The organism is Salinimicrobium sp. TH3 (genome assembly GCF_026676115.1).
Lineage (GTDB): Bacteria > Bacteroidota > Bacteroidia > Flavobacteriales > Flavobacteriaceae > Salinimicrobium.
Window position 1 is genome coordinate 104,499 of the sequence record NZ_JAPONB010000002.1, and the last position, 19,484, is coordinate 123,982.

General features: G+C 42.4%; 22 protein-coding genes. 6 read left to right on the top strand and 16 right to left on the bottom strand.

The annotated features are described in order from the left end of the window. Window positions 1-4 precede the first annotated feature (4 nt). From truB to OU683_RS03660, 3 genes are read left to right on the top strand one after another with little or no spacing between them, the layout of a single operon-like run. Complete coding sequence (gene truB / locus OU683_RS03650) at window positions 5-709, top strand: tRNA pseudouridine(55) synthase TruB (RefSeq protein ID WP_268135258.1); 705 nt, start codon at window positions 5-7, stop codon at window positions 707-709. A 3-nt stretch (window positions 710-712) separates the two neighbouring features. Beyond that, a complete protein-coding gene (locus OU683_RS03655) occupies window positions 713-1,441 on the top strand; it encodes an energy transducer TonB family protein (protein WP_268135260.1) in 729 nt (242 codons plus the stop codon). Continuing rightward, entirely contained in the window at window positions 1,441-2,028 is a 588-nt protein-coding gene (locus OU683_RS03660; protein WP_268135262.1) for a DNA-3-methyladenine glycosylase I, read from the top strand. Before OU683_RS03655 ends, OU683_RS03660 begins: the two co-directional genes overlap by 1 nt. A gap of 171 nt (window positions 2,029-2,199) precedes the next feature. Here OU683_RS03660 and aat read toward each other — a convergent pair whose 3' ends face one another. The 3 genes from aat to OU683_RS03675 form a co-directional block, all read right to left on the bottom strand. Further along, window positions 2,200-2,838: a leucyl/phenylalanyl-tRNA--protein transferase gene (aat, locus tag OU683_RS03665; protein ID WP_268135264.1), complete on the bottom strand. Its 639-nt coding sequence runs from the start codon at window positions 2,836-2,838 to the stop codon at window positions 2,200-2,202. 125 nt (window positions 2,839-2,963) lie between these two features. Beyond that, window positions 2,964-3,341: a DUF3127 domain-containing protein gene (locus tag OU683_RS03670; protein ID WP_268135266.1), complete on the bottom strand. Its 378-nt coding sequence runs from the start codon at window positions 3,339-3,341 to the stop codon at window positions 2,964-2,966. Between the two features lies 1 nt (window position 3,342). After that, window positions 3,343-4,221 carry a flavin reductase family protein gene (locus OU683_RS03675; protein WP_268135268.1) on the bottom strand — a complete coding sequence of 293 codons (879 nt, stop codon included), beginning with the start codon at window positions 4,219-4,221 and terminating at the stop codon, window positions 3,343-3,345. Window positions 4,222-4,332: 111 nt separating this feature from the next. On the opposite strand from OU683_RS03675, the gene OU683_RS03680 reads away from it, so the two are divergent. Beyond that, the gene (locus tag OU683_RS03680; RefSeq protein WP_268135270.1) at window positions 4,333-5,493 is read left to right on the top strand and encodes a sensor histidine kinase; all 1,161 of its coding nucleotides are present in this window, start codon (window positions 4,333-4,335) and stop codon (window positions 5,491-5,493) included. Here the strand turns inward: OU683_RS03680 and OU683_RS03685 are convergent. The 3 genes from OU683_RS03685 to greA all read right to left on the bottom strand — a co-directional run bounded on the left by OU683_RS03685 (window position 5,477) and on the right by greA (window position 6,859). Further along, window positions 5,477-5,887, bottom strand: a complete 411-nt coding sequence (locus OU683_RS03685; RefSeq protein WP_268135272.1) for an acyl-CoA thioesterase — start codon at window positions 5,885-5,887, stop codon at window positions 5,477-5,479. The genes OU683_RS03680 and OU683_RS03685 overlap by 17 nt on opposite strands. Next, window positions 5,887-6,276 carry an HIT family protein gene (locus tag OU683_RS03690; protein ID WP_268135274.1) on the bottom strand — a complete coding sequence of 130 codons (390 nt, stop codon included), beginning with the start codon at window positions 6,274-6,276 and terminating at the stop codon, window positions 5,887-5,889. The genes OU683_RS03685 and OU683_RS03690 overlap by 1 nt, the downstream gene beginning before the upstream one ends. Window positions 6,277-6,382: 106 nt before the next feature. Continuing rightward, entirely contained in the window at window positions 6,383-6,859 is a 477-nt protein-coding gene (greA, locus tag OU683_RS03695; RefSeq protein ID WP_268135276.1) for a transcription elongation factor GreA, read from the bottom strand. Window positions 6,860-6,975: 116 nt separating this feature from the next. Between greA and OU683_RS03700 the strand changes: the two genes are divergently transcribed. Then, window positions 6,976-7,404, top strand: coding sequence for a Rieske (2Fe-2S) protein (locus OU683_RS03700; RefSeq protein ID WP_268135278.1), 429 nt, complete (start codon window positions 6,976-6,978; stop codon window positions 7,402-7,404). A gap of 61 nt (window positions 7,405-7,465) precedes the next feature. Here the strand turns inward: OU683_RS03700 and OU683_RS03705 are convergent, their stop codons facing one another. After that, window positions 7,466-9,823, bottom strand: coding sequence for a TonB-dependent receptor (locus tag OU683_RS03705; RefSeq protein ID WP_268135280.1), 2,358 nt, complete (start codon window positions 9,821-9,823; stop codon window positions 7,466-7,468). Between the two features lie 293 nt (window positions 9,824-10,116). Between OU683_RS03705 and OU683_RS03710 the strand changes: the two genes are divergently transcribed. Then, window positions 10,117-12,531: a hybrid sensor histidine kinase/response regulator gene (locus OU683_RS03710; RefSeq protein ID WP_268135283.1), complete on the top strand. Its 2,415-nt coding sequence runs from the start codon at window positions 10,117-10,119 to the stop codon at window positions 12,529-12,531. Here the strand turns inward: OU683_RS03710 and OU683_RS03715 are convergent. From OU683_RS03715 to OU683_RS03755, 9 genes are all read right to left on the bottom strand, one after another. Then, complete coding sequence (locus OU683_RS03715) at window positions 12,521-13,858, bottom strand: sigma-54-dependent transcriptional regulator (protein ID WP_268135285.1); 1,338 nt, start codon at window positions 13,856-13,858, stop codon at window positions 12,521-12,523. The genes OU683_RS03710 and OU683_RS03715 overlap by 11 nt on opposite strands. Window positions 13,859-14,096: 238 nt before the next feature. Continuing rightward, window positions 14,097-14,459: a hypothetical protein gene (locus OU683_RS03720; protein WP_268135288.1), complete on the bottom strand. Its 363-nt coding sequence runs from the start codon at window positions 14,457-14,459 to the stop codon at window positions 14,097-14,099. Window positions 14,460-14,641: 182 nt separating this feature from the next. Further along, window positions 14,642-15,046 (bottom strand): alternative ribosome rescue aminoacyl-tRNA hydrolase ArfB, encoded by a 405-nt coding sequence (gene arfB, locus OU683_RS03725; RefSeq protein WP_268135290.1) that lies wholly within the window; start codon window positions 15,044-15,046, stop codon window positions 14,642-14,644. Next, entirely contained in the window at window positions 15,047-16,597 is a 1,551-nt protein-coding gene (locus OU683_RS03730) for a DUF4301 family protein (protein WP_268135292.1), read from the bottom strand. Then, window positions 16,594-17,166, bottom strand: coding sequence for an ATP-binding protein (locus tag OU683_RS03735; RefSeq protein ID WP_268135294.1), 573 nt, complete (start codon window positions 17,164-17,166; stop codon window positions 16,594-16,596). The genes OU683_RS03730 and OU683_RS03735 overlap by 4 nt, the downstream gene beginning before the upstream one ends. Further along, window positions 17,124-17,759 (bottom strand): nicotinamide riboside transporter PnuC, encoded by a 636-nt coding sequence (gene pnuC / locus OU683_RS03740; RefSeq protein WP_268135296.1) that lies wholly within the window; start codon window positions 17,757-17,759, stop codon window positions 17,124-17,126. The genes OU683_RS03735 and pnuC overlap by 43 nt, the downstream gene beginning before the upstream one ends. After that, window positions 17,743-18,003 carry a YkoF family thiamine/hydroxymethylpyrimidine-binding protein gene (locus OU683_RS03745; protein ID WP_228913591.1) on the bottom strand — a complete coding sequence of 87 codons (261 nt, stop codon included), beginning with the start codon at window positions 18,001-18,003 and terminating at the stop codon, window positions 17,743-17,745. The genes pnuC and OU683_RS03745 overlap by 17 nt, the downstream gene beginning before the upstream one ends. Window positions 18,004-18,091: 88 nt before the next feature. Then, window positions 18,092-18,799 (bottom strand): phosphoglycerol geranylgeranyltransferase, encoded by a 708-nt coding sequence (locus tag OU683_RS03750; RefSeq protein WP_268135303.1) that lies wholly within the window; start codon window positions 18,797-18,799, stop codon window positions 18,092-18,094. After that, window positions 18,799-19,434 carry a 4'-phosphopantetheinyl transferase family protein gene (locus OU683_RS03755; RefSeq protein ID WP_268135305.1) on the bottom strand — a complete coding sequence of 212 codons (636 nt, stop codon included), beginning with the start codon at window positions 19,432-19,434 and terminating at the stop codon, window positions 18,799-18,801. The genes OU683_RS03750 and OU683_RS03755 overlap by 1 nt, the downstream gene beginning before the upstream one ends. Between the last annotated feature and the right edge of the window lie 50 nt (window positions 19,435-19,484).

A 19,484-nucleotide genomic window follows, 5' to 3' on the forward strand; every position in this document is an offset into this window, starting at 1 on the left:
ATAAATGACTGAAGAAGAATTTAAAGCCGGACAGATCCTTTTATTCGACAAGCCACTGGAATGGACATCTTTCCAACTGGTGAACAAGGTGAGATGGCTTATAAAGAGGAACTTCAGGATAAAAAAGATAAAAGTTGGCCACGCGGGAACTTTAGATCCCCTAGCTTCAGGACTGCTTATTCTTTGTACCGGAAAATCTACCAAATTAATTGAAAGCCTCCAGGGGCAGGAAAAAGAATACACCGGCACCTTTACCCTTGGCGCCACCACCCCTTCCTATGACATGGAAACCGAAGTTGATGAAACTTTCTTTACAGAACACCTTACTTCCGAAGGAATTCATGAAGCAACAAAGGCATTTTTGGGAGATATCCAGCAACGACCACCGGTTTTTTCAGCTTTAAAGAAAGACGGAAAAAGGCTGTATGAGTATGCCCGAAACGGGGAAGAAATTGAGATCCCTACCCGTACTGTGAATATTTCGGAATTTGAGATCACAAAAATTGAACTTCCAAAAGTGCATTTTAGAGTAGTATGCAGCAAAGGGACCTACATTCGTAGTCTGGCCTTCGATTTTGGATCACAACTAAACACCGGCGCCTATCTTTCCTCCCTGCGTCGCACCCGCATTGGGGAATACAAAGTTGAAAATGCCTTAACAGTCGATTCGTTTGTAAATGAGTATCTTTCCCCCAAGGAAGAAACTTAAAAAATGGATTTTTTCGACCGACATAAGGCACTGATCATTACCACCCTTATCTTTTCGATCTTGATCTTGTCCATGTACAACATCAATATCTCAAACGAATCGAAAAAGATTCGGGAGACGCTTATTGAGCTTAATGAATTGCGTCCACTACCTGCTCCCCAAGAAGAGCAGCCCCAGCCTGAGGAACCCGAACCGGCCGAACCTCAACGTCCCGGTCCAACGGTAAAAACCCACCAGGCCTTTAATCAAAATCAGGAAGAGAGTCAAAGAAACCTGGAATCAAGACTGGATGAAATTTTCGAAAAAAATTCAGCACAACAGGAAGCTTCCCAAGAAGAATCTGCAGAAGATTCAAAAGGCGAGATTGCTTTGAACAACAGCAGGAAACAGGAGAGGAAAAAAGCTTCCGAAGGAGATAATACCAGTAAAGAAACCTCTGTGAAGCAAGGAACCATGAGAAGCAGCTCCATTTCCTTTTCTCTTCGCGGGCGGTCGGCGATAGATATTCCCAACCCGATTTACACCTGCGATACTCCGGGAAGGGTCGTGGTAAACATCACTGTTAACGCTACAGGAGACGTGGTGAAAACGTCAATCAATAAAAATGCATCTTCCACCAGTAATGAATGTCTTACCAACATGGCAATGGAATATGCAGCTAATGCCAAATTTTCACAACTTCCCGGGAGAAATTCTCAGCCGGGAACTATAACTTATAATTTTCAGAATTAATGGAAGAAAAGATCCGCTGCGGCTGGTGCGTGGGTGATCCACTCTACGAAGCCTATCACGACCGGGAATGGGGTGTGCCATTAAAAGATGACGCTGCAATTTTCGAATTTTTGATCCTCGAGACATTCCAGGCGGGATTGAGCTGGATCACTATACTTCGGAAAAGGGAAAATTTTAGGCAAGCTTTTGACAATTTTGACTATAAAAAGATGGCAAATTATCCCGATGCTAAAATAGAAGAACTCATGCAGGACAGTGGCATTATAAGAAATGGTTCGAAAATTCGTGCAGCCGTAACCAATGCCCGGGCTTTTATAATGGTGCAGGAGGAATTCGGTAGTTTTTCTAAATACATCTGGAGCTTTGTCGATGGCAGCCCTGTACAGAATGACTGGGATCACTTAAAAGAAGTGCCGGCCACCACTCCTGTTAGTAAAGCTTTGAGCAAGGACCTTAAAAAAAGAGGATTTAAATTTGTAGGTCCCACAGTGGTTTACGCACATATGCAGGCCACCGGAATGGTCAATGACCATATAAAAAACTGTTTTAGAAATCCTGAAATTAAAGAGCTGGACCAACGAAAATAATCAGGTTCCAAAAAAGGCATTTTTGGATCTTCCTTTTTTCATCCCGCTCTTGTGACCCAAAATCTCTCTTCTAAAATTTTAATTTAAAAATTGTAGTACAACTGAAACGGTAAGAAAACACCCAGGGTCTTTTTTGACAATAGACTTCCTTAGCAGAGCCTTTCTCCAGCTTTAATCCAAATATTTAAGGAAAACGCTTCTGGGAATTTCCCCGGCACCCAGGCTGGCAAGATGTGGAGTATACATTTGGCAGTCTATTAACCTTACCCCTCCCTTTTCAAGTTCCTTTACAAGATGTATAAAACCGTATTTTGAAGCATTGCTAACTTTAGCAAACATACTTTCCCCGCAAAAGATTCTCTTTTCCTTTAAATAGATCCCGTAAAGTCCCCCCACCAGTTCATTTTCCTGCCAGACTTCCACCGAGGTTGCAAAACCTCTTTGATGAAGAGAGAGGTAGGCCTGCTTCATTTCGGGTGTTATCCAGGTGCCTTGCTGTCCCGTTCTTGAAATCTTTGCACAGTGGTCAACTACTTCTGAAAAAGCTGAATTATAAGTGATTTGGAAGGCGTTCTTTTTTATGAGCTGTTTCATGCTTTTAGAGACCTTCAGGTTCTCCGGAAATAACACCATCCTGGGATCTGGACTCCACCAAAGAATTGGCTGATCCTCTTCATACCAGGGAAAGATTCCGCGCGAATAAGCTTCCAGAAGTCGATTGGGAGAAAGGTCGCCGCCATAAGCCAGCAAACCTTCTGCTGTGGCTTCTTTAACTGAAGGAAATTCGTCTTGTGGTTTTAAGAATTTCAAGATTCCAAGTCTTTTTCAGGAGTAAAAATAAAAAATTTAATGGCTCACATTAATTCCCGCTTTTCAGAAAAGGAAAAACCCCAATTCTTCAGAAAAGGGGTTTTTGCTGTTTATTGTGTTTTTACCTAGAATGGCAAATCGTCGTAATCTTCGTCATTAAGATTATTGGCAGGCTCAAATTGATCTGCCGGTGGTACAGGAGCTCCGCCCTGTCCCGGACTTTGAGCTGCAAGATTTTCTATTCTCCACCCCTGAATCGAATTGAAATATTTTGTTTCTCCCTGTGGATTAACCCACTCACGCCCACGAAGGTTCACCCCTATCTTCACAGGCTGCCCTACAGCGTAGTTATTTAAAAGATCACATTTGTCCTGTACAAACTCGACAAGAATGTGTTGTGGATACTGCTCCTCTGTTGTTACCACCACTTCTCTCTTCCTAAACCCATTACTTCCGAAGGTTTGGGTTTGTCCAATCATTTTAATTTTTCCTTGTACTTCCATATCACACGTTTTTTGCTAATAATATTTTCCAGGCTGTCGCCGGATCGTCTTTTTCTAAATATTCTTTTGCTGTGGAATGCACTTTTTGCTCATTCCCTTCTTTTACCAATTCCGAAAGTTGAGAGTTTCCATTCATGAATTCCTCAACTTCCCGGGCAGTTGGCAACCGCTCTACATTTCCTAATTTTCCAAGATCGTTCCCTGTTAAATATTTGCTGTTGCGCACCTCATCGGTAATGGCATCAATACCAATCCCAAGAGTTTGTAACGGCTTAGGAACCTCGAACATTCCGGGAGTGGCACGGGTGTACCAGTTGCCTCCCATCCTGGCTACCAGGTCAATTTTATGCTGGTCAATATAGCCATTTTCATCTAAAATATCTTCCCGAATATGCATTTTTAGCACCTCGCAAATTACAAGGTTTCCGGCGCCACCTTCACTTCCCGTCTCCACGATTTCATTTATCTTGCATTCGAATTGCACCGGGGATTCTTTTACCCTAAAAGGTTTTACAACTTCAGATTCAAGCATGGTAAGACCGGCTTTGACAAACTCATTGACACCCTCGTCATATTCTGTACTTGAAAGGGAAACCTGCTGAACAAGATCATAATTCACCACGTTGATCACTACCTCCCCCGTAGCTTTAGAATTGTTGTAAGTGTGCTTCACAGTGTTGTCTCTTCCCCTACGGGCGGGAGAAAAGATAAGAATTGGCGGATTCGCTCCAAATACATTAAAAAAACTGAATGGCGATAAATTTGGCCTTCCCTGTGCATCTATGGTACTTGCAAAAGCTATAGGCCGGGGTCCTACAGCACCAAGCAAATATTGGTGCAACTTTGGAACCGGTATTTCTTTAGGATCTATGGTAAGCATAATCTGGATTTTGGCAAAGGTAACGAAACACGTCAAGAGATGAAAAAGGGACTGCACAATAATAATCTACCTAAAACGCTTATATTTAAACGCAATTAAAGCCCTGCCTTCATGAGGTTTTCAGACAAACGAAACTTTCGCCGCTGGTTCATCATCGTTTCTTCCCTTATTATTGTAAGTCTTATAGTTTGGAATACTGTTGCCTTTTTTCAACGCATCAAGGAAGAAGAGCGGGTGAAGATGGATATTTGGGCCTCTGCACAGGTTTATCTCGACCAGGTAGATACAGATACCGGCCTGGACCTCCACCTCAAGATCCTCAACAGCAATTCCAGCATTCCAACCATTTTGGTCGATGAGAATGGCAAGATCAAAGATGCCATGAATATTCCCGAGGGGATCATGGCGAACGAAGAAAGACTTCAGGAATATTTGCAATCTCTTAAAGGCACAAACAAACCCATAGAAATGGACCTGGGAGAAGGCCGGGTGAACCAGGTGTACTACGGAGACTCCCCCATGCTTACAAAACTAAAATATTATCCCCTTGCTCTTATTCTTATCATCATACTTTTCATTGCGGTGATCTACTTCTTCTACAGGACCACCAAAAGCAGTGAGCAAAACAAACTTTGGGCGGGGATGGCAAAAGAGACTGCACATCAAATTGGGACACCTCTCTCGTCTCTTATAGGGTGGACAGAAATTTTAAAAGTAGAAAAGGTAAATCCGGCTTACATCACAGAAATTGAAAAAGATGTGGATCGCCTGCAAACCATTACCGAAAGGTTCTCCAAAATAGGTTCTGCTCCTACGCTTGAACCTGAAGACATAGTAGAAAAAACCCGTAATTCATTTGATTACCTCAAAGCAAGAAGTTCAAAGCTCATAAATTTCAAGCTGAATCTTCCTGAAGAAAAGATCCCTGTGAATATGAACGCCCAGCTCTACAGCTGGACTATAGAAAATCTGGTGAAAAACGCCATTGATGCCATGAAAGGAAAGGGGGATTTGGAGATCAAATTGAAGCAGGATTCAAAAAATGTCTATATCCTTGTTAGTGACACAGGAAAAGGTATTCCAAGGAGTAAATTCAAACAGATCTTCGAACCCGGTTTCACCACCAAAAAGAGAGGTTGGGGGTTAGGTTTATCCCTATCCAAAAGGATCATTGAGAAATACCACCAGGGAAGAATCCGGGTCTTGAAAAGTGAGATCAATAAAGGATCGACTATCGAGATCTTGCTGCAAAAGGCTAAAACTGCTGCATAACTTTTTTTAATTCCGGCGGAATAGGCAGCGCTTTATCTTCAGAAAAATCGAAGAAAACTGCAATATCCCTCCCCTCGGCACAAACTTCCCCTTTTTCATTCAGGATCAACTGGTCCAGCCCGAAGCTGCTGTTCTTAATATAAGCCAGTTTTGTCTTCACTGTCGCAGTACCGGGATAAAAGAGAGATTTCTTGAAATCGCAATGTGTAGAAACCAGGATGGCTCCTTTGTTGGATTCTGAAAATATTTGTCCCAGTCCTGTGGCTTCCCAGAAGTTAACCCGACCCGATTGCAAAAACCTGATAAATGTAAGGTTGTTCACGTGCCGGTACATGTCGAGATCACTAAAGTCTATGCGCAGGTCCAATGAAAGTTTGTAATCTGAAAATTCCACTAGATACTGGCTTTTATATCTTTAGCAGTCTTCTTGAATTCTTCATCACTCATGGAAACACTATTGGCAAAATTCATGTCGCCCATGCTGTTAAGCGGAATAAGATGCACGTGCACATGAGGTACTTCCAGTCCTACTACAGCCATACCTACACGTTTGCAGGGAACAGCCTTCTCAATTCCTTTTGCCACCTTTCGGGAAAAAGCCATGAGCTCCATGTATGTTTCCTCATCCAGGTCAAATATCTTATTTACCTCCTCCTTTGGAATACAAAGAGTGTGGCCCTTTGTATTTGGTCTAACATCAAGAAAGGCCAGGAATTTATCTGTTTCCGCAACTTTATAGGCGGGTAATTCCCCGTTAATGATCTTTGTAAATATGGTTGGCATAATTTTATTTTTTGAGTTAACAAGTTAAGATTTTCGGCATTAAATGAAAGCATAAAAAAATCCTTTCCGAAAGAAAGGATCTTTAAAATGTCATTTTTGGAAGATCTTAATCGCGGGTGATCTCAAGGATCTCAAATTTCATGGTTCCTGAAGGTACCTCGACTTCGGCAATATCTCCCACTTTTTTTCCAAGCAACCCTTTCCCTATCGGGCTGTCTACAGAGATCTTTCCCGACTTAAGGTCTGCTTCACTTTGTGCTACGAGCTTGTATTTTACTTCAGCACCGTTAGTCATATTTTTAATTTTCACCGTAGAATGCACCAGAACTTTTGAAGTGTCAAGTTGTGACTCATCAATTAATCTTGCATTCGCATAGATCTCCTCCATCTTCGAAATTTTCATCTCAAGCAGACCCTGGGCCTCCTTTGCTGCATCATACTCGGCGTTTTCACTAAGATCCCCTTTGTCCCTGGCCTCGCCAATTGCCTGTGAAGCTTTTGGCCGCTCAACATCTTTTAGGTGGTTGAGTTCATCTCTAAGTTTTTTAAGGCCTTCTGCAGTATAATATGATACTTTACTCATAACTTCGTCGTTTATATAAATAGAAAAAATCCCATTCGCCGACGGGATTTTAAACAAATATACTAAATTAAAATATCCAGTACAATTATAATCCTGTAGCTTTAAAAAAATCACTTATGAAGCGTATTTTGCTGCTTTTACCCCTCTTTTTCACCATTTTAGGATGTTCATCTGATGATGATATAAACCGAAATCCTTACCTGCCCCACCTCAATTTTTCGGTGCAATTTGACCTTAGCCTCCCCGAATATAATCAGCTCAATTTTCCGGGAAATAAATTCATAACAGGTAATTATGGCATCAACGGGATCGTCATTTACAACCTCAACAATGATCAATATCTTGCATATGAGCTTACCGATCCTAACCATGTTCCACAGCCATGTTCGGCCCTTGTAGTAAATGGTACAGAAGCAACCTGTTCCTGTGGTGACGGCAATAAGTACACGATCATTACTGGCGAACAAATTGCCGGCACGGGCCAATATACCTTAAAACCATACCGGGTTGTTAGATCGGGAAATGTTTTGGAGATCTCTAATTAACACAATAAAAAAGGCATTCCTGAGAGCTCTAAAAATGCCTTTTTTGAAAGGTCTTCCTTGTTTAGAATCTTAAGGTCATTCCCACAAGGAAGTTGCGGGTTGCCTGCGGATAGTAGCCTGCACCGTCATAAGTCACTCCATCCCAGTCATAAGTGTAATAGTACCCGTTGGAGACGTATTCTTCGCTAAAGATATTGTTGATCAATCCAGTAAATACCACCTCTTTAAAAAGGGGCGCGTTCCTCCAGGTGTACTGCAGGTTAAAGTCATTTACAAAATAGCTTTCGAGTAAAGATGCTTCGTTCTCCAGGTTGCTCATATATTGCTCTCCTACGTACTTTGAAAGGAATTTGATCTCCAGACCCTCAACCGGGCGGTATTCCAGGATGTTTCCCGCAACGATCCCGGGAGAAAAAGAGATATCTGTACTCCCGAAGCTGCGCAGCTCTCCATCCCAGGTCGCAAACCAGTCATCATTCTTATTTCGGCTTATAGCGATATTCGGTCTCCAGCTGAATTTTGGATGCAACCTCACAACTGCATCCAGTTCCAAACCTAGCCTGTAACTATTCCCGCTATTCCTTCTTATTGGCGCACCTACATCATTCAATTCACCAGTTAACACCAGTTGATTCCGGTAATCCATATAGTAAAGGTTAGAATTCAATTCAAGTTTCCCGGTCGTAAATCTCCATCCCAGTTCAAAATCGTTCAATTCTTCGGGTTCTGGGTCTCCTGCCTCATAATCTGTGCGATTTGGCTCCCTGTGGGCCCTGGCAAAAGAAAAGTAAAGACGGCTGGCTTCAGAAAACTCATAAGTTAATCCGGCTTTAGGATTAAAGAAGGTATGATTGTCATAGACAATGAAAGGCACATTTTCTTCTTCAAAACCATTCACTTCATAATTGATCCTTCTTAGCTGCAGGTCTCCATAAAGAGCAAGATCATCGGTAACAGCATAAGTGGTTTTTCCGAAGATATTAAAATCACTCTTTTGAGCCTGGTTCTCGTAGTACCTGTGCAATGGCATACTTGGTGCAAAACGTGTAAATATAACCTCCCCAAAATGGTCTCCTTCATAGTTATTCCAGGCTCCCCCGGCAATTACTTCCAGCCTCTCATTTTCATATTGCAGGTTGAAAGTTGTACCGTAGAAATCGTTAACAAGCCATTTTTGAGTAACTAGATCACTTTCGGTGATCTCTTCTCCGTTTGCAGTAAAGGGCTGTAGATTGTACTCTTCAAGATTTTCTTCTGCCCTGTATGACTCGTAAAATCCCCTTCCGTAAGTGTAGTGAAGAGCAACATTTGAAGACCAGCCATTGCCGTAGCGCTCATTCCATAGAAGCTGGAAATGATCCTGCTTATAATCATCAACATGATTATCGTAAAATTGAAGATTACCTTCGTCATCTTCATAAGCCCCAGCAGGATTAAAACGTCGATCTTCCTTTAATTGATCGGCATCTATTCCATCCCAGGCCTGGTAGGTTACTTCGCTACCTCCAAAGGTGAGGGCCTTAATAAGGGTGGTTTCACCTACATAAGACCCCTGGAAAAAGTAAGATTTAAGATCTGTTGAAGCACGGTCAATATAACCGTCACTTTTTATCACAGAAGCTCTCCCGTTAAACTCCCAGTGATCATCAAATAATCCTGTGCTAAACTTTACCGTATGCTTCCGGGTGTTATAAGAGCCAAAACTGTTGGCAATTTCTGCCGAAGGTTCATAGTTGTACCTGTCGGTGAGGATATTAAGACTTGCACCAAAAGCTCCGGCCCCGTTGGTAGAAGTTCCAACTCCCCGCTGCAGTTGCAGGTCTTCTACAGAGGATGCAAAATCCCCCAGGTTGACCCAGAAGGTTCCCTGGCTCTCTGCGTCATTATAGGGAATCCCGTTAATAGTCACGTTTATCCCACGGGCTTCGGTCCCTCTAACCCGTATGCTGCTGTAACCAATTCCGGCTCCGGCATCGCTTGTCGTCACCACTCCCGGCATGAACTGCATAAGACTGGGAATATCCTGCCCCAGGTTGCGGTCCTCGATTTCCTCATTTGACAAATTGCTATAGGTAATGGGAGAACTGGCGCTAACTCTCACTGCGGAAAGGAACACCTCCCCCAGCACCTCCTCTGCATCGCTCATATCAACATTAAGCTCCATATCTTCTGAAAGCTCAATTTGAATACGTTTTTTATTTCCGAAGGAAAAGATGAGATGGTGAGTGCCCTCATCGAGAGTTAAAGAATACTTTCCTGAAGCCGAAGTTTGAGTGTAAAGAGAGGAGCCTTGAACTTTTACAAGCACGTCTTTTAATGGCATCTTGCCATCTGTGACCGTTCCTGATACCTGAAATTCCTGTGAAAAACCACTTGCTGTGGCAAGAAAAAGACTGAAAATTAAGAAAACATGTTTCATTCGTAAAAATAGTTACGAATAAAAGGGGCTGTTATTCCTGATGGTTATAAAATAAAAAATCCTGAAAACCACAATTGGTTCACAGGAGTACTATACTTGCGCGGCGCAATTTGCACCTATCCCTTGGCAGCATTACCTGCCCAGGTTCCTTGGGTATGATCTCAGCTTCCTCCTGCTTTCACAGGACTTAGCACCCCTTTGAGATGGCGCAAAGGTAATTGCTTTTTTTTGATTTAACCTAATTTTTGAAAGTTTAGGAAAGAAAGCCTTTAATTTTATACTTTGTAGAAATCATGGCTAAAAAAAAGGCGTCTATAACATTCACGGTATTTGCCGGTTACATCATACTGGCTACTCTAATGGGGTTGGCAGTATGGTTCATATATCACCAGGTAGAGGGTTACACCAGTTTGACCGAAAGGAGTAATGCCGGAAACCAAAAGCTTCTGCTTGTGGGTGAAGCTGCCACAAAACTTTATGAAGCTGAAAGCCTAAGCAGGAAACTCATTCAAACCGGAAACCTGGAAGGACTGGACACTTATAACGCCAAGATCGACTCAATAAAATTTAGCCTTGCCTCGCTTCAAAACTTTAGGACCGACAGTTCCCTGGACCGGGAAATAGATAGTATAAACAAACTTCTTAGTCAAAAGACCCAAAACCTGGAAGAACTGCTGGAGTTGAGGGCACGCGGAGAAACAGATAGTTATTATGCCCGGGTACTTTCAGAATTACAACGGGTGGATGAAAATTTTGAAAGCCGAAATTATGATCAGCGGTTTAAAGACCTTCAGCCTCACCAGCGACAACTGCTTATCAAATTGTTGGAGTATACGAATGAGCAGAATCCCAATCCCCCCGGGATCACCATAGACTCTTTGGTCAATTCTGTAAAAAGTGTTTTAGGGCAGCTTGAGACCCAGGAGAGGCAGTACCGTATGGAATTGAAAAGACAGGAAGACCAGTTACTGGCCAATGAAATTCAGCTTAATAACAGGTTAAGAACCTTACTAAGTACTCTGGAAGCCGAAGAAAGAATGGCATCAATGAACCAGGTAGAGGCCTGGCAGGATACTATAGAAGACACCTCAACGACAATTCTCTTCCTGGGAATAGCAAGTCTCCTGGTCATTTTAACCTTTGTTTTTCTTGTGGTCAAGGACGTTTCCAGGAGCCAGCAGTACCGGCAGGAACTGGAGGCGGCAAAAACTTATGCCGAATCCCTGCTTTCCAGCCGCGAACAATTTATGAATACGGTTACCCATGACCTCAGGTCTCCCCTAAACACAGTTATTGGCTACACCGGGCTGCTTGAAAAGAGTGACCTCAACAAATCCCAGAACAGATACCTGCGGCAGCTCAAGCAATCTTCCAATTATCTATTGCGCCTGGTGAACGATTTGCTGGACCTCTCCAGGCTGGAAGCAGGAAAAATGTCTATTGAAGAACTGGCATTTAACCCAAAGAATCTCATTGAAGAAACCGTTGAAAATGCAGTTCCTCCCGAAAAACCCAGGGATGTCGAGGTGATAATAGACATAGCGCCCGACTTGGATCGACCAGTGATCACAGATCCTTTTCGTCTAAAACAGATACTTATTAATCTTGTAAACAACGCCTGTAAATTTACTCCGCAGGGAAGCGTAGAAGTAAAGGCCTGGCTGCGACAGGGAAGAAAAAACCCTGTGCTGTGTATTCAGGTAAAAGATACAGGGATTGGGATCTCAACGGAACAAAAGGAGAAGGTTTTTGAAGAATTTTCTCAAGAAGACAGCAGCATAGAAAAACGTTATGGTGGCACCGGGCTGGGCCTTGCCATTAGTAAGAAACTCACAGATCTTTTGGAAGGTAAAATAAATTTAGAGAGCGAACCGGGAAAAGGCAGTACTTTCCTTGTCGAAATCCCGGTAGAATATGCCGCATCCAGTGAGCCCGCTCTACCGGCAAAAGCCCTGGCTGTAAAAGATCCTGAAAAAATTTCGGTTCTTATAGTAGATGATGAACCGGCCCAATTAGGATTGCTTAAAGAATTGATCCGTAATGCCGGGATGTCCTACCGCACGGCCCAGAATGGGAAAGAAGCATTAAAAATAATAAAGGCTACCTCCCCACACCTTGTGCTTACCGATATTCAAATGCCAAAAATGGACGGTTTTGAATTGCTTCGAAAAATAAGAAAAGACCCTTCCCGGGAAGATCTGCCTGTTATCGCCCTCTCCGGGCAACCCGATGTTAGTGCGGCAGATTATCTAAAAAAGGGATTTAGTGGCAGTCTTTTGAAACCTTATTCCTCGCAGGAATTGCTCAAGATCATAAGCGATCTTCTGGATCTTAAGTTGAAGACTGGGGCACCACCCACTCCTTCTCCCCAAAAACTGCAAAAAGGTTATACTTTATCTGAAATAAGGAATTTTGCAGGAGAAGATTCCGATGCCATGGATGCTATATTGACTGCTTTTATAGAAAGTACAAGATCAAATCTCCTCGCTCTGGAACTGGCGTATCAAAAAGGACAAAAAAAGAAGGTTTCTGCCGTAGCTCATAAAATGCTTCCCATGTTCCGGCAGTTACAGGTGCCAAAAATCGTAGAGAAACTGGCTATCCTCGAAAATGTGAACGGTGAAGAATACAAGAACGTCAATGTAGCTTCTCTTGCAAAAGAGATAAATGAACTTCTGGAAAACCTTCAGGAAGAGATTACAGGTTGATACCGTACTGCTTCAGCTTGTTGTACAGGGTTTTCCTGTCAATAGAAAGAAGTTTCGCCGCCTTACTTTTATTTCCGTGGGTTTTTTCAAGCGCATCGAGGATCATTTCCTGTTCATTCTTGTTCTTGAAAAGACTGTAATCATGTTCTTCGGGTTTTTCTTTGGCTGCAACTACTTCCGAAGGTAAACAGGAAGAAGAAATATAGTCCCCTTCTGAAAGTAAAACCGCACGCTTTACCACATTTTTCAACTCCCGGAGATTCCCCGGCCAGTTATAATTTCTAAAGGCAGCAATTGTCTTTTCTGAAAAACCGGAAATGTCTTTTTCCAGTTCCTCATTCGCACTGTCAAGGAAATAATTAGCAAAGACCATTAAATCTTCCTTGCGATCTTTTAGAGGCGGCACCTTAATCGAAAACTCATTAAGCCGGTGATAAAGATCTTCTCTAAAATCACCTTTTTTAACGGCTTCAAAAAGATCTTCATTAGTGGCAGCGATAACCCGAATATTTACGTGAATCTCCTCGTTACTGCCCACAGGCTTAACCTTTCGCTCCTGCAATGCCCGCAGCAACTGTACCTGGAGCTCGTAGTTAAGGTTTCCTATTTCATCAAGGAAAAGGGTGCCGCCATTTGCTGCCTCAAAATGCCCTGTTTTATTGGTTACCGCACCGGTAAAAGAACCTTTTACGTGTCCAAAAAATTCGCTGGAAGCCAATTCCCGGGGAATAGCCCCACAATCTACGGCCACAAAAGGTGCAGCACTGCGCTTACTTTTTTCGTGAATGCTTTTAGCGATCTGTTCCTTCCCGGTTCCACTTTCACCCATGATAAGCACAGACATATTTGTTGGGGCAACCAGGTCGATATAATTATTTAGTTTGGCCGAAGCCTCACTCCCTCCTTTAATATAATCGTCCTTTTTTACAGAAGTCTCTTTTTTCTTCGTCACAGGTTTCACGCTACCGGGACCTTCCAAAGCATCATTGATCGCTTTCATGATCACCTCGGGATGAAAAGGTTTGGCTATATAATCCAGTGCGCCCTCTTTAATGGCATTTACCGCCATACTAATTTCGGCATAGCTGGTCATCATTATCACTCCCGTTTTATCTCCTTTCTGGTTGACAGCCTGCAGGATCTCGAGACCTTCTTTATCGGGAAGACGAACGTCAGAAATTACTACGTCATACCTGTTTTTGGCCACCAGGTTAAGGGCTTCGGTCGCAGTATATACGGCATCTACCTCACAATCCTTTTTTACCAGGAATGTCTTGAGCATAGTGCAAAATGCTACGTCATCTTCAACTAAAAGAATTTTAGCCATGGGTATTTTTAAATATTGACAAAATTAGAATTTTTAAACCCCTCAGCATCAAAAATAAGCATAAAAAAGGGAGCTAATTTATTAGCTCCCTTTCCTAAACTCCATTTTTCAGATTTCCCTCAACCTGGTTCCGGTAAAAAAACCGGAAAATTAATTAACCTATTAACACATGTTCCCCGGGATATCTGCCACCAGGAGTCGGCTTCTCCTTTAAATGATGGGTTTGGTTAGATATTTCTTATTTCTTCCAGTCGTCTTCAGACTTTTCTTTTTTCTCTTTTTCAATCCAGTTTCCTTCAGCATCGGCATAAAGTTCTTTATCCTCACCCTCAGCTGTACTCACTTTTAGTTTGAATTTTTGTGTTCCTTCATGATCTTTCACATAAGCTTCAGCAATTGTAGCTCCGGCAAAATCACGCTCTACAGCTTGTTGAACTTCTGCAGGTAATTCCTGGACTTCAATCTTAGTGAATTCTTCCTGTGCTCTTTGAACTACAGTTTCTTCTACTTCTTTTGTGGGATCTACTTCCTGGGCGGTAAGGTTCTGAGCCGAAAATAACATTGCAGATGCGGCCAGTACGGTAAAACATAATTTTTTCATAGCTTAAATTTTAGGGTTTAATGTTTTAGTTTGTTGTTAAGTCTATTGACAAAATCGCGCCAGTTTGTAGCATCAATAAGAAAGCCCCTGTAAAACAAGGGCTTTGGCAATATTTTAAGAATAAGAAAACAGATAAAAGGTTGAGGTTTTTCCCCAATTCTGTGTGGAATTTCTCCCCAGGATTACTCTTTTAGAGGGTCTTTTCTAGTTGCTTTTTTTTCTGAAAGCTTCTTTTTCTCCCTAAGCCGCTTAAGTTTTGCAGCCCTTGGGGTTTTGGTTTTCTTCCGAACCTTAGGTTTTATCAAAGATTCCTTAACCAGAGTCAAAAATCTCCTGGTGACCAGTTCCTTGTTCTTGTGCTGACTTCTGGATTCATCACACTGCAGGATCAATTCACCTGAATTAGTGAGCCTGGAAGCCAACTTTTTTAAAGCTAGTTGTTTTTCTTCATTGGATAATGCCTGCGTCTCCTCCAACTTAAAATGGAGCTCAACCTTTGAAGACACCTTATTCACGTTCTGTCCTCCCGCACCCGAGCTTCTTACCGCTTTGTATTCGGTTTCCTGTATGAGCAGCTGTTCATCCACCTAACTCACCTGGTGTGAAGGTTTGAGAAGATCGGCCACAGTTTTCACGGGGTTGAAAGTCTCCACCGGTACCTCAACAAAAATGGTATTCCATTGCGCCATTCCCCCATTCCACAGCCCGGGCAGTTCCAGGGCCTTAAGTTCTTTCCCGTCCTTAGTTTTATTGGCAATAAAACTTGTGTCTTCATCTACATATTTCTCAAGATCGAACTTTCCTCCACGATAGTCACGGGTGGAGCAAACCACATCTACGGGATTAAAGTGAGTTGCCTCCAGTGCAATTTTACTTTGCTGATAATTATCGTGGTCAATTTGTGAGCTCTCCACGATCTGCAAGGAAATTTCTCCATTCTTTTGCGTTACCCAAAAAGGCCCACCCCCTGGTTCTCCTTCATTTTTCACCATGCCACAAACCCGTATTGGCCTGTTGAGCAATTCTTTTATGACCGAGGGTTTCTCCTCCTCATTGAGATCTTTAAAATTGATCCCGAGGCCTGCATTAAGTTCCTTCTGCAGAAAAGACTCCATTTCCTCAAAATGTTCTTCCCCTGCACCTTTTTCCAGCTTCCCCAGAAACTTAAAAGCTTTCTCCTGAAGCTGAAGCAACTTTCCTCCCAGCATCTTTTTATAGGAAGCAAGCAACGCTCTATTTTTAGGAGTAACCACGTTGTCGATATTTTTTATAAAAATAACATCGGCATCCTGGTCATTCAGGTTTTTAATAAGGGCACCATGACCACCGGGTCTAAAGAAAATATCTCCATTTTCATCTCTAAAGGGCTCATTGTCTTTGGTTACTGCAACAGTATCAGTTTTGGGATCCTGGTAAGAATAAGTAACTTCAAAATTGTAACCGGTTTCCTGTTCCAGCCTTGGCACAACTTCCCTGGCTTCTGCTTCAAATTTTTCCCTGTGTTCCTCGGCAACCGTAAAATGTATCCTAACCTTCTCTCCTGCCGCCGCATAATCTATGGCTTCCACTAAATGTTCCTCGAAAGCTGTGGCAAGATGATCCTCATACTTGTGGAATGGCACCAATCCTTTGGGTTGATCTCCCAGGTTGAGCCCATCTTCCTGCAGCATGTACTTAACAAAAAGGTATTTTTGGCTATCCTCCGGCATTTCTTCAAAACCGGGTTCAGCTTCTATAGCTTTCTTTCTCACCTTGTCATAAAATGGAAGATCTTTTATTCGGCTAAAGAAGATCTCCAGGCTCTGTTCATTCTTTTTATCAATATAATCCTCAAGGTCATCATTCTCGGGATCAAACTCCTTCAACAGGTTATAAAATGCTTTAAACATCCTGGTAGCTGCACCAGATGCCGGTATGAACTTTAAGATGTCAAGATTATCTTTTTTGGATTCGTAAAAGTCGGTGAGTTCTTTTTGCTCTTCTTCGGCAACGGCCAGGATTCCATTCTTTACTGTAGCTGCCTCCCGAATATTTACAACAATATTTCCTCTTTTGAATATCTCGATTTGCTGTTCTACTTTTTCGGGGCTTATTCCTTTTTCCCTAAAATGGGAAATGTCCTTTTCGCTAAAGTTCAATTTTCTGGTTTTTTAAGTTGATCAATAATTTTAACTGCCGTTTCAAAACGCTGCTGGATATTTCCTTCCAGAATGCGGTACGGCAAATCGTGCTCATCAAGGGCTTTTTTGAACCTGGCGAACATTTGATCCCTGCCTTTAGGGCGGTCGCGCAGATCATCTTCAACCCATGGAACATCAATATACGTTAAAAAATATAGATCGTACTGCGCTTTTAACGCATGTTTAAGAAGGGCCGGTTCTACAGTTTCGTCATAATAGGCACGGGAATAAACGACCAGTTCCAAAAGGTTGGTGTCGCAAAAAAGAAGCTCTTTGTGAGTCGATGCTGCTTCATTTTCAAGGGCCATTTGACCTCTCGCGATAGGCAGGAGATCATGGGGTTCACAAGCCTTTTGCTCTTCATCCCATTTTAACTGTAAGTATTCGCGCATATATTCCGGCACCCAGCCGGTATTATAATGGTCTGCCAGCAATTGGGCCAGGGTAGTTTTCCCGGTAGATTCGGGCCCAAAAAGGACAATCTTTACGAGACCACGTGTCCGCCGCTGCTCAAGCTTTTCTTCCATGTCTTATATCCGTAAAAGGCAATGATCGTAAATAACAAATATTGAAAACTGGTAAAGGTAAGGCCTTTGTAAAAGTACAGAGGCACAGAGATCACATCGCCTATGATCCAGTAGATCCAGTTTTCCAGTTTTTTTCGCGCCATTAACCACATCCCCACAAAGAAAATCCCTGTTGTTACAGTATCTACATAAGCTTTCCAGTTATTCCATTTATCAAAGTATTCATAAATACCAAAGGTGAATAAAAGTGTTGCTGCAAAAATAAGCAGGCTCCAAAAATGCTCTTTTTGAGTAGTCTTAGTAATCGGGATAAAATGCACTGCGTCAATCTTCCTCGTCCATACATACCAGCCGTAGATACTCATGGTAGAATAATAGACATTGATCATCATATCACCCAGCAATTCCCACTGCCAAAGGAGATATACAAAAATTACAGTGCTTATAATTCCCGTAGGATACACCAGAATATTTTCTTCTTTGGAGAACCAGACTGAAAGGAAACCGAAGATCACCGCAATGATCTCCAGTACAATGTAAAGCGTGGGATAATCTGAATACTGCTGAAAGAAAAAATCAAAAATCGGCTGCATAGTCGCTTCTGTTTCCCTTCACAATTTTTATTGTTAGCAGCACATGATCTGAAGCCTGAAAAGTTTCCCGGACTTCTTCGGTAAGGAATTCCATCACCTTGTCATACTCCCCATAAATTTGGGTGCTTAAAGGATTTTCCATTATGGTCAAACCTGAACTTCTTAATTTTTTGATGAAAGCTTTAATTGGAGCTTCAAAATCATCCTGCAGGGGAGTAAGAGCAAGTTCTACTGAAATTTGCATATTTATTAATTTTTGTCTTCTCAAAATTAGGAAGATTAAGGCGTAAAACCGGCCTTTTTCAAAACTTTCGAAATGGCTGAAGGAGAATTTACAGGAAAAAATCCCCTTTTTCGAAGGCAGTACCTATCACCACCATATTTGCTCCCGCTTCATAAGCGGCTTCAAACTGACAGCGATTCCTTATTCCACCTCCCACAATGACCGGGATCTGCACTGCTTCTTTTACTGCAGAAATTATCTCGGAGCCCACGGGAATTTCCGCGCCGCTTCCGGCTTCGAGGTAAATAAGTTGCTTTCCCGAATATTCCCCCGCCAGGGCAGTATCTACTATTAACTGAACGTCTTCCTGCGAGAGTGGAGTTGTTCTACTCGCCCGTTGAACCGCACATTCTTTTCCGCCATCAACAAGCAGATAGGCCGTGGGAATAATTTCAAGGCCGCTCTCACGTAAAAGAGGCACAGATCTCACCTGCTGTTCAATTAGATAATCGGGATTCCTTCCCGAGAGCAGGCTAAGGAAAAGCAATGCATCGGCTTTGGCTGAAATTTGTTGGTGATCACCGGGAAACAAAACTACAGGTAAACTGGTTACCGCCTTAATAGCTTTAGTACAATTCTCCAGCTCTTCAGGGGTAGCCGTACTCCCGCCAATGAAAATATGGGTAGTCAAAAATGGTATTTTCCGAAAGAAATTTTGAGCGTTGGAAGAATCAAATTTTTCAGGATCGATAAGCACTGCCAGTAATCTCTTATTAGATTTTTCAGCAAAAATGATTTCCTCGAGCACTTTGGGCATTAGGAGATCTGTCTAAGGGTATAGACACAGGTGAAGCCTTCAAATTCGAGAAATTCAAATTCAAACCAGTTCGTCTCCCCATTAAAAGTGATTTTTCCGGTTGTTTTTTGATCTTCGAAATCAAAGTCGGTAATATTAATATGTTGCAAAAAGCTTACTTTTGGCTGGGCATACAGCTTGTAAACCGCTTCTTTGGCGCCCCACACTATGGTGAGCTTCCTCACTAAGGCATCGTTATTGGCGAGGGTCCTGTATTCCTCTATAGGAGTAAATTTATGGGCGATCAAAAGTATCTTTTCCCGCTGCTTTTCAATATCGATCCCCACCTCCCGGTCACTAAGAATAATTCCTGAAAAACTAAAGGAGTGAGTAATCGAGATAAACCGGCCGTCCTTTAGGTGTGGCTTACCTGCCTCATCATAGTAGAGATCGCTGTCCTGGTAGCCTTCCTGGGCAAGGAGATGCCGCACGCTCATAAAACCACGGCGATGAATATCGCTTTTCATGCCGTCCACTCGCTCCCTGCACAATGGAGTGAGTTCCATACCTTTACTTAACTCTTCAAAAGGCTCTTCGATCTTCCAAATGAGCACTTTAGTAGCATGATTTATTGTTATTCTTTTGTAAAGGGGCATATATAACTCTTAGATATTCTGTATTTTTGCATTTCTGAAAATGCTAAATC

Excerpts from the sequence above, each read along its gene's own strand:
- truB (WP_268135258.1), top strand. The coding sequence starts at position 5 with ATGACTGAAGAAGAATTTAAAGCCGGACAGATCCTTTTATTCGACAAG.
- OU683_RS03655 (WP_268135260.1), top strand. The coding sequence starts at position 713 with ATGGATTTTTTCGACCGACATAAGGCACTGATCATTACCACCCTTATC.
- OU683_RS03660 (WP_268135262.1), top strand. The coding sequence starts at position 1,441 with ATGGAAGAAAAGATCCGCTGCGGCTGGTGCGTGGGTGATCCACTCTAC.
- OU683_RS03670 (WP_268135266.1), bottom strand. The coding sequence starts at position 3,341 with ATGGAAGTACAAGGAAAAATTAAAATGATTGGACAAACCCAAACCTTC.
- OU683_RS03675 (WP_268135268.1), bottom strand. The coding sequence starts at position 4,221 with ATGCTTACCATAGATCCTAAAGAAATACCGGTTCCAAAGTTGCACCAA.
- OU683_RS03680 (WP_268135270.1), top strand. The coding sequence starts at position 4,333 with ATGAGGTTTTCAGACAAACGAAACTTTCGCCGCTGGTTCATCATCGTT.
- OU683_RS03690 (WP_268135274.1), bottom strand. The coding sequence starts at position 6,276 with ATGCCAACCATATTTACAAAGATCATTAACGGGGAATTACCCGCCTAT.
- greA (WP_268135276.1), bottom strand. The coding sequence starts at position 6,859 with ATGAGTAAAGTATCATATTATACTGCAGAAGGCCTTAAAAAACTTAGA.
- OU683_RS03700 (WP_268135278.1), top strand. The coding sequence starts at position 6,976 with ATGAAGCGTATTTTGCTGCTTTTACCCCTCTTTTTCACCATTTTAGGA.
- OU683_RS03705 (WP_268135280.1), bottom strand. The coding sequence starts at position 9,823 with ATGAAACATGTTTTCTTAATTTTCAGTCTTTTTCTTGCCACAGCAAGT.
- OU683_RS03710 (WP_268135283.1), top strand. The coding sequence starts at position 10,117 with ATGGCTAAAAAAAAGGCGTCTATAACATTCACGGTATTTGCCGGTTAC.
- OU683_RS03715 (WP_268135285.1), bottom strand. The coding sequence starts at position 13,858 with ATGGCTAAAATTCTTTTAGTTGAAGATGACGTAGCATTTTGCACTATG.
- OU683_RS03720 (WP_268135288.1), bottom strand. The coding sequence starts at position 14,459 with ATGAAAAAATTATGTTTTACCGTACTGGCCGCATCTGCAATGTTATTT.
- OU683_RS03735 (WP_268135294.1), bottom strand. The coding sequence starts at position 17,166 with ATGGAAGAAAAGCTTGAGCAGCGGCGGACACGTGGTCTCGTAAAGATT.
- pnuC (WP_268135296.1), bottom strand. The coding sequence starts at position 17,759 with ATGCAGCCGATTTTTGATTTTTTCTTTCAGCAGTATTCAGATTATCCC.
- OU683_RS03745 (WP_228913591.1), bottom strand. The coding sequence starts at position 18,003 with ATGCAAATTTCAGTAGAACTTGCTCTTACTCCCCTGCAGGATGATTTT.
- OU683_RS03750 (WP_268135303.1), bottom strand. The coding sequence starts at position 18,799 with ATGCCCAAAGTGCTCGAGGAAATCATTTTTGCTGAAAAATCTAATAAG.
- OU683_RS03755 (WP_268135305.1), bottom strand. The coding sequence starts at position 19,434 with ATGCCCCTTTACAAAAGAATAACAATAAATCATGCTACTAAAGTGCTC.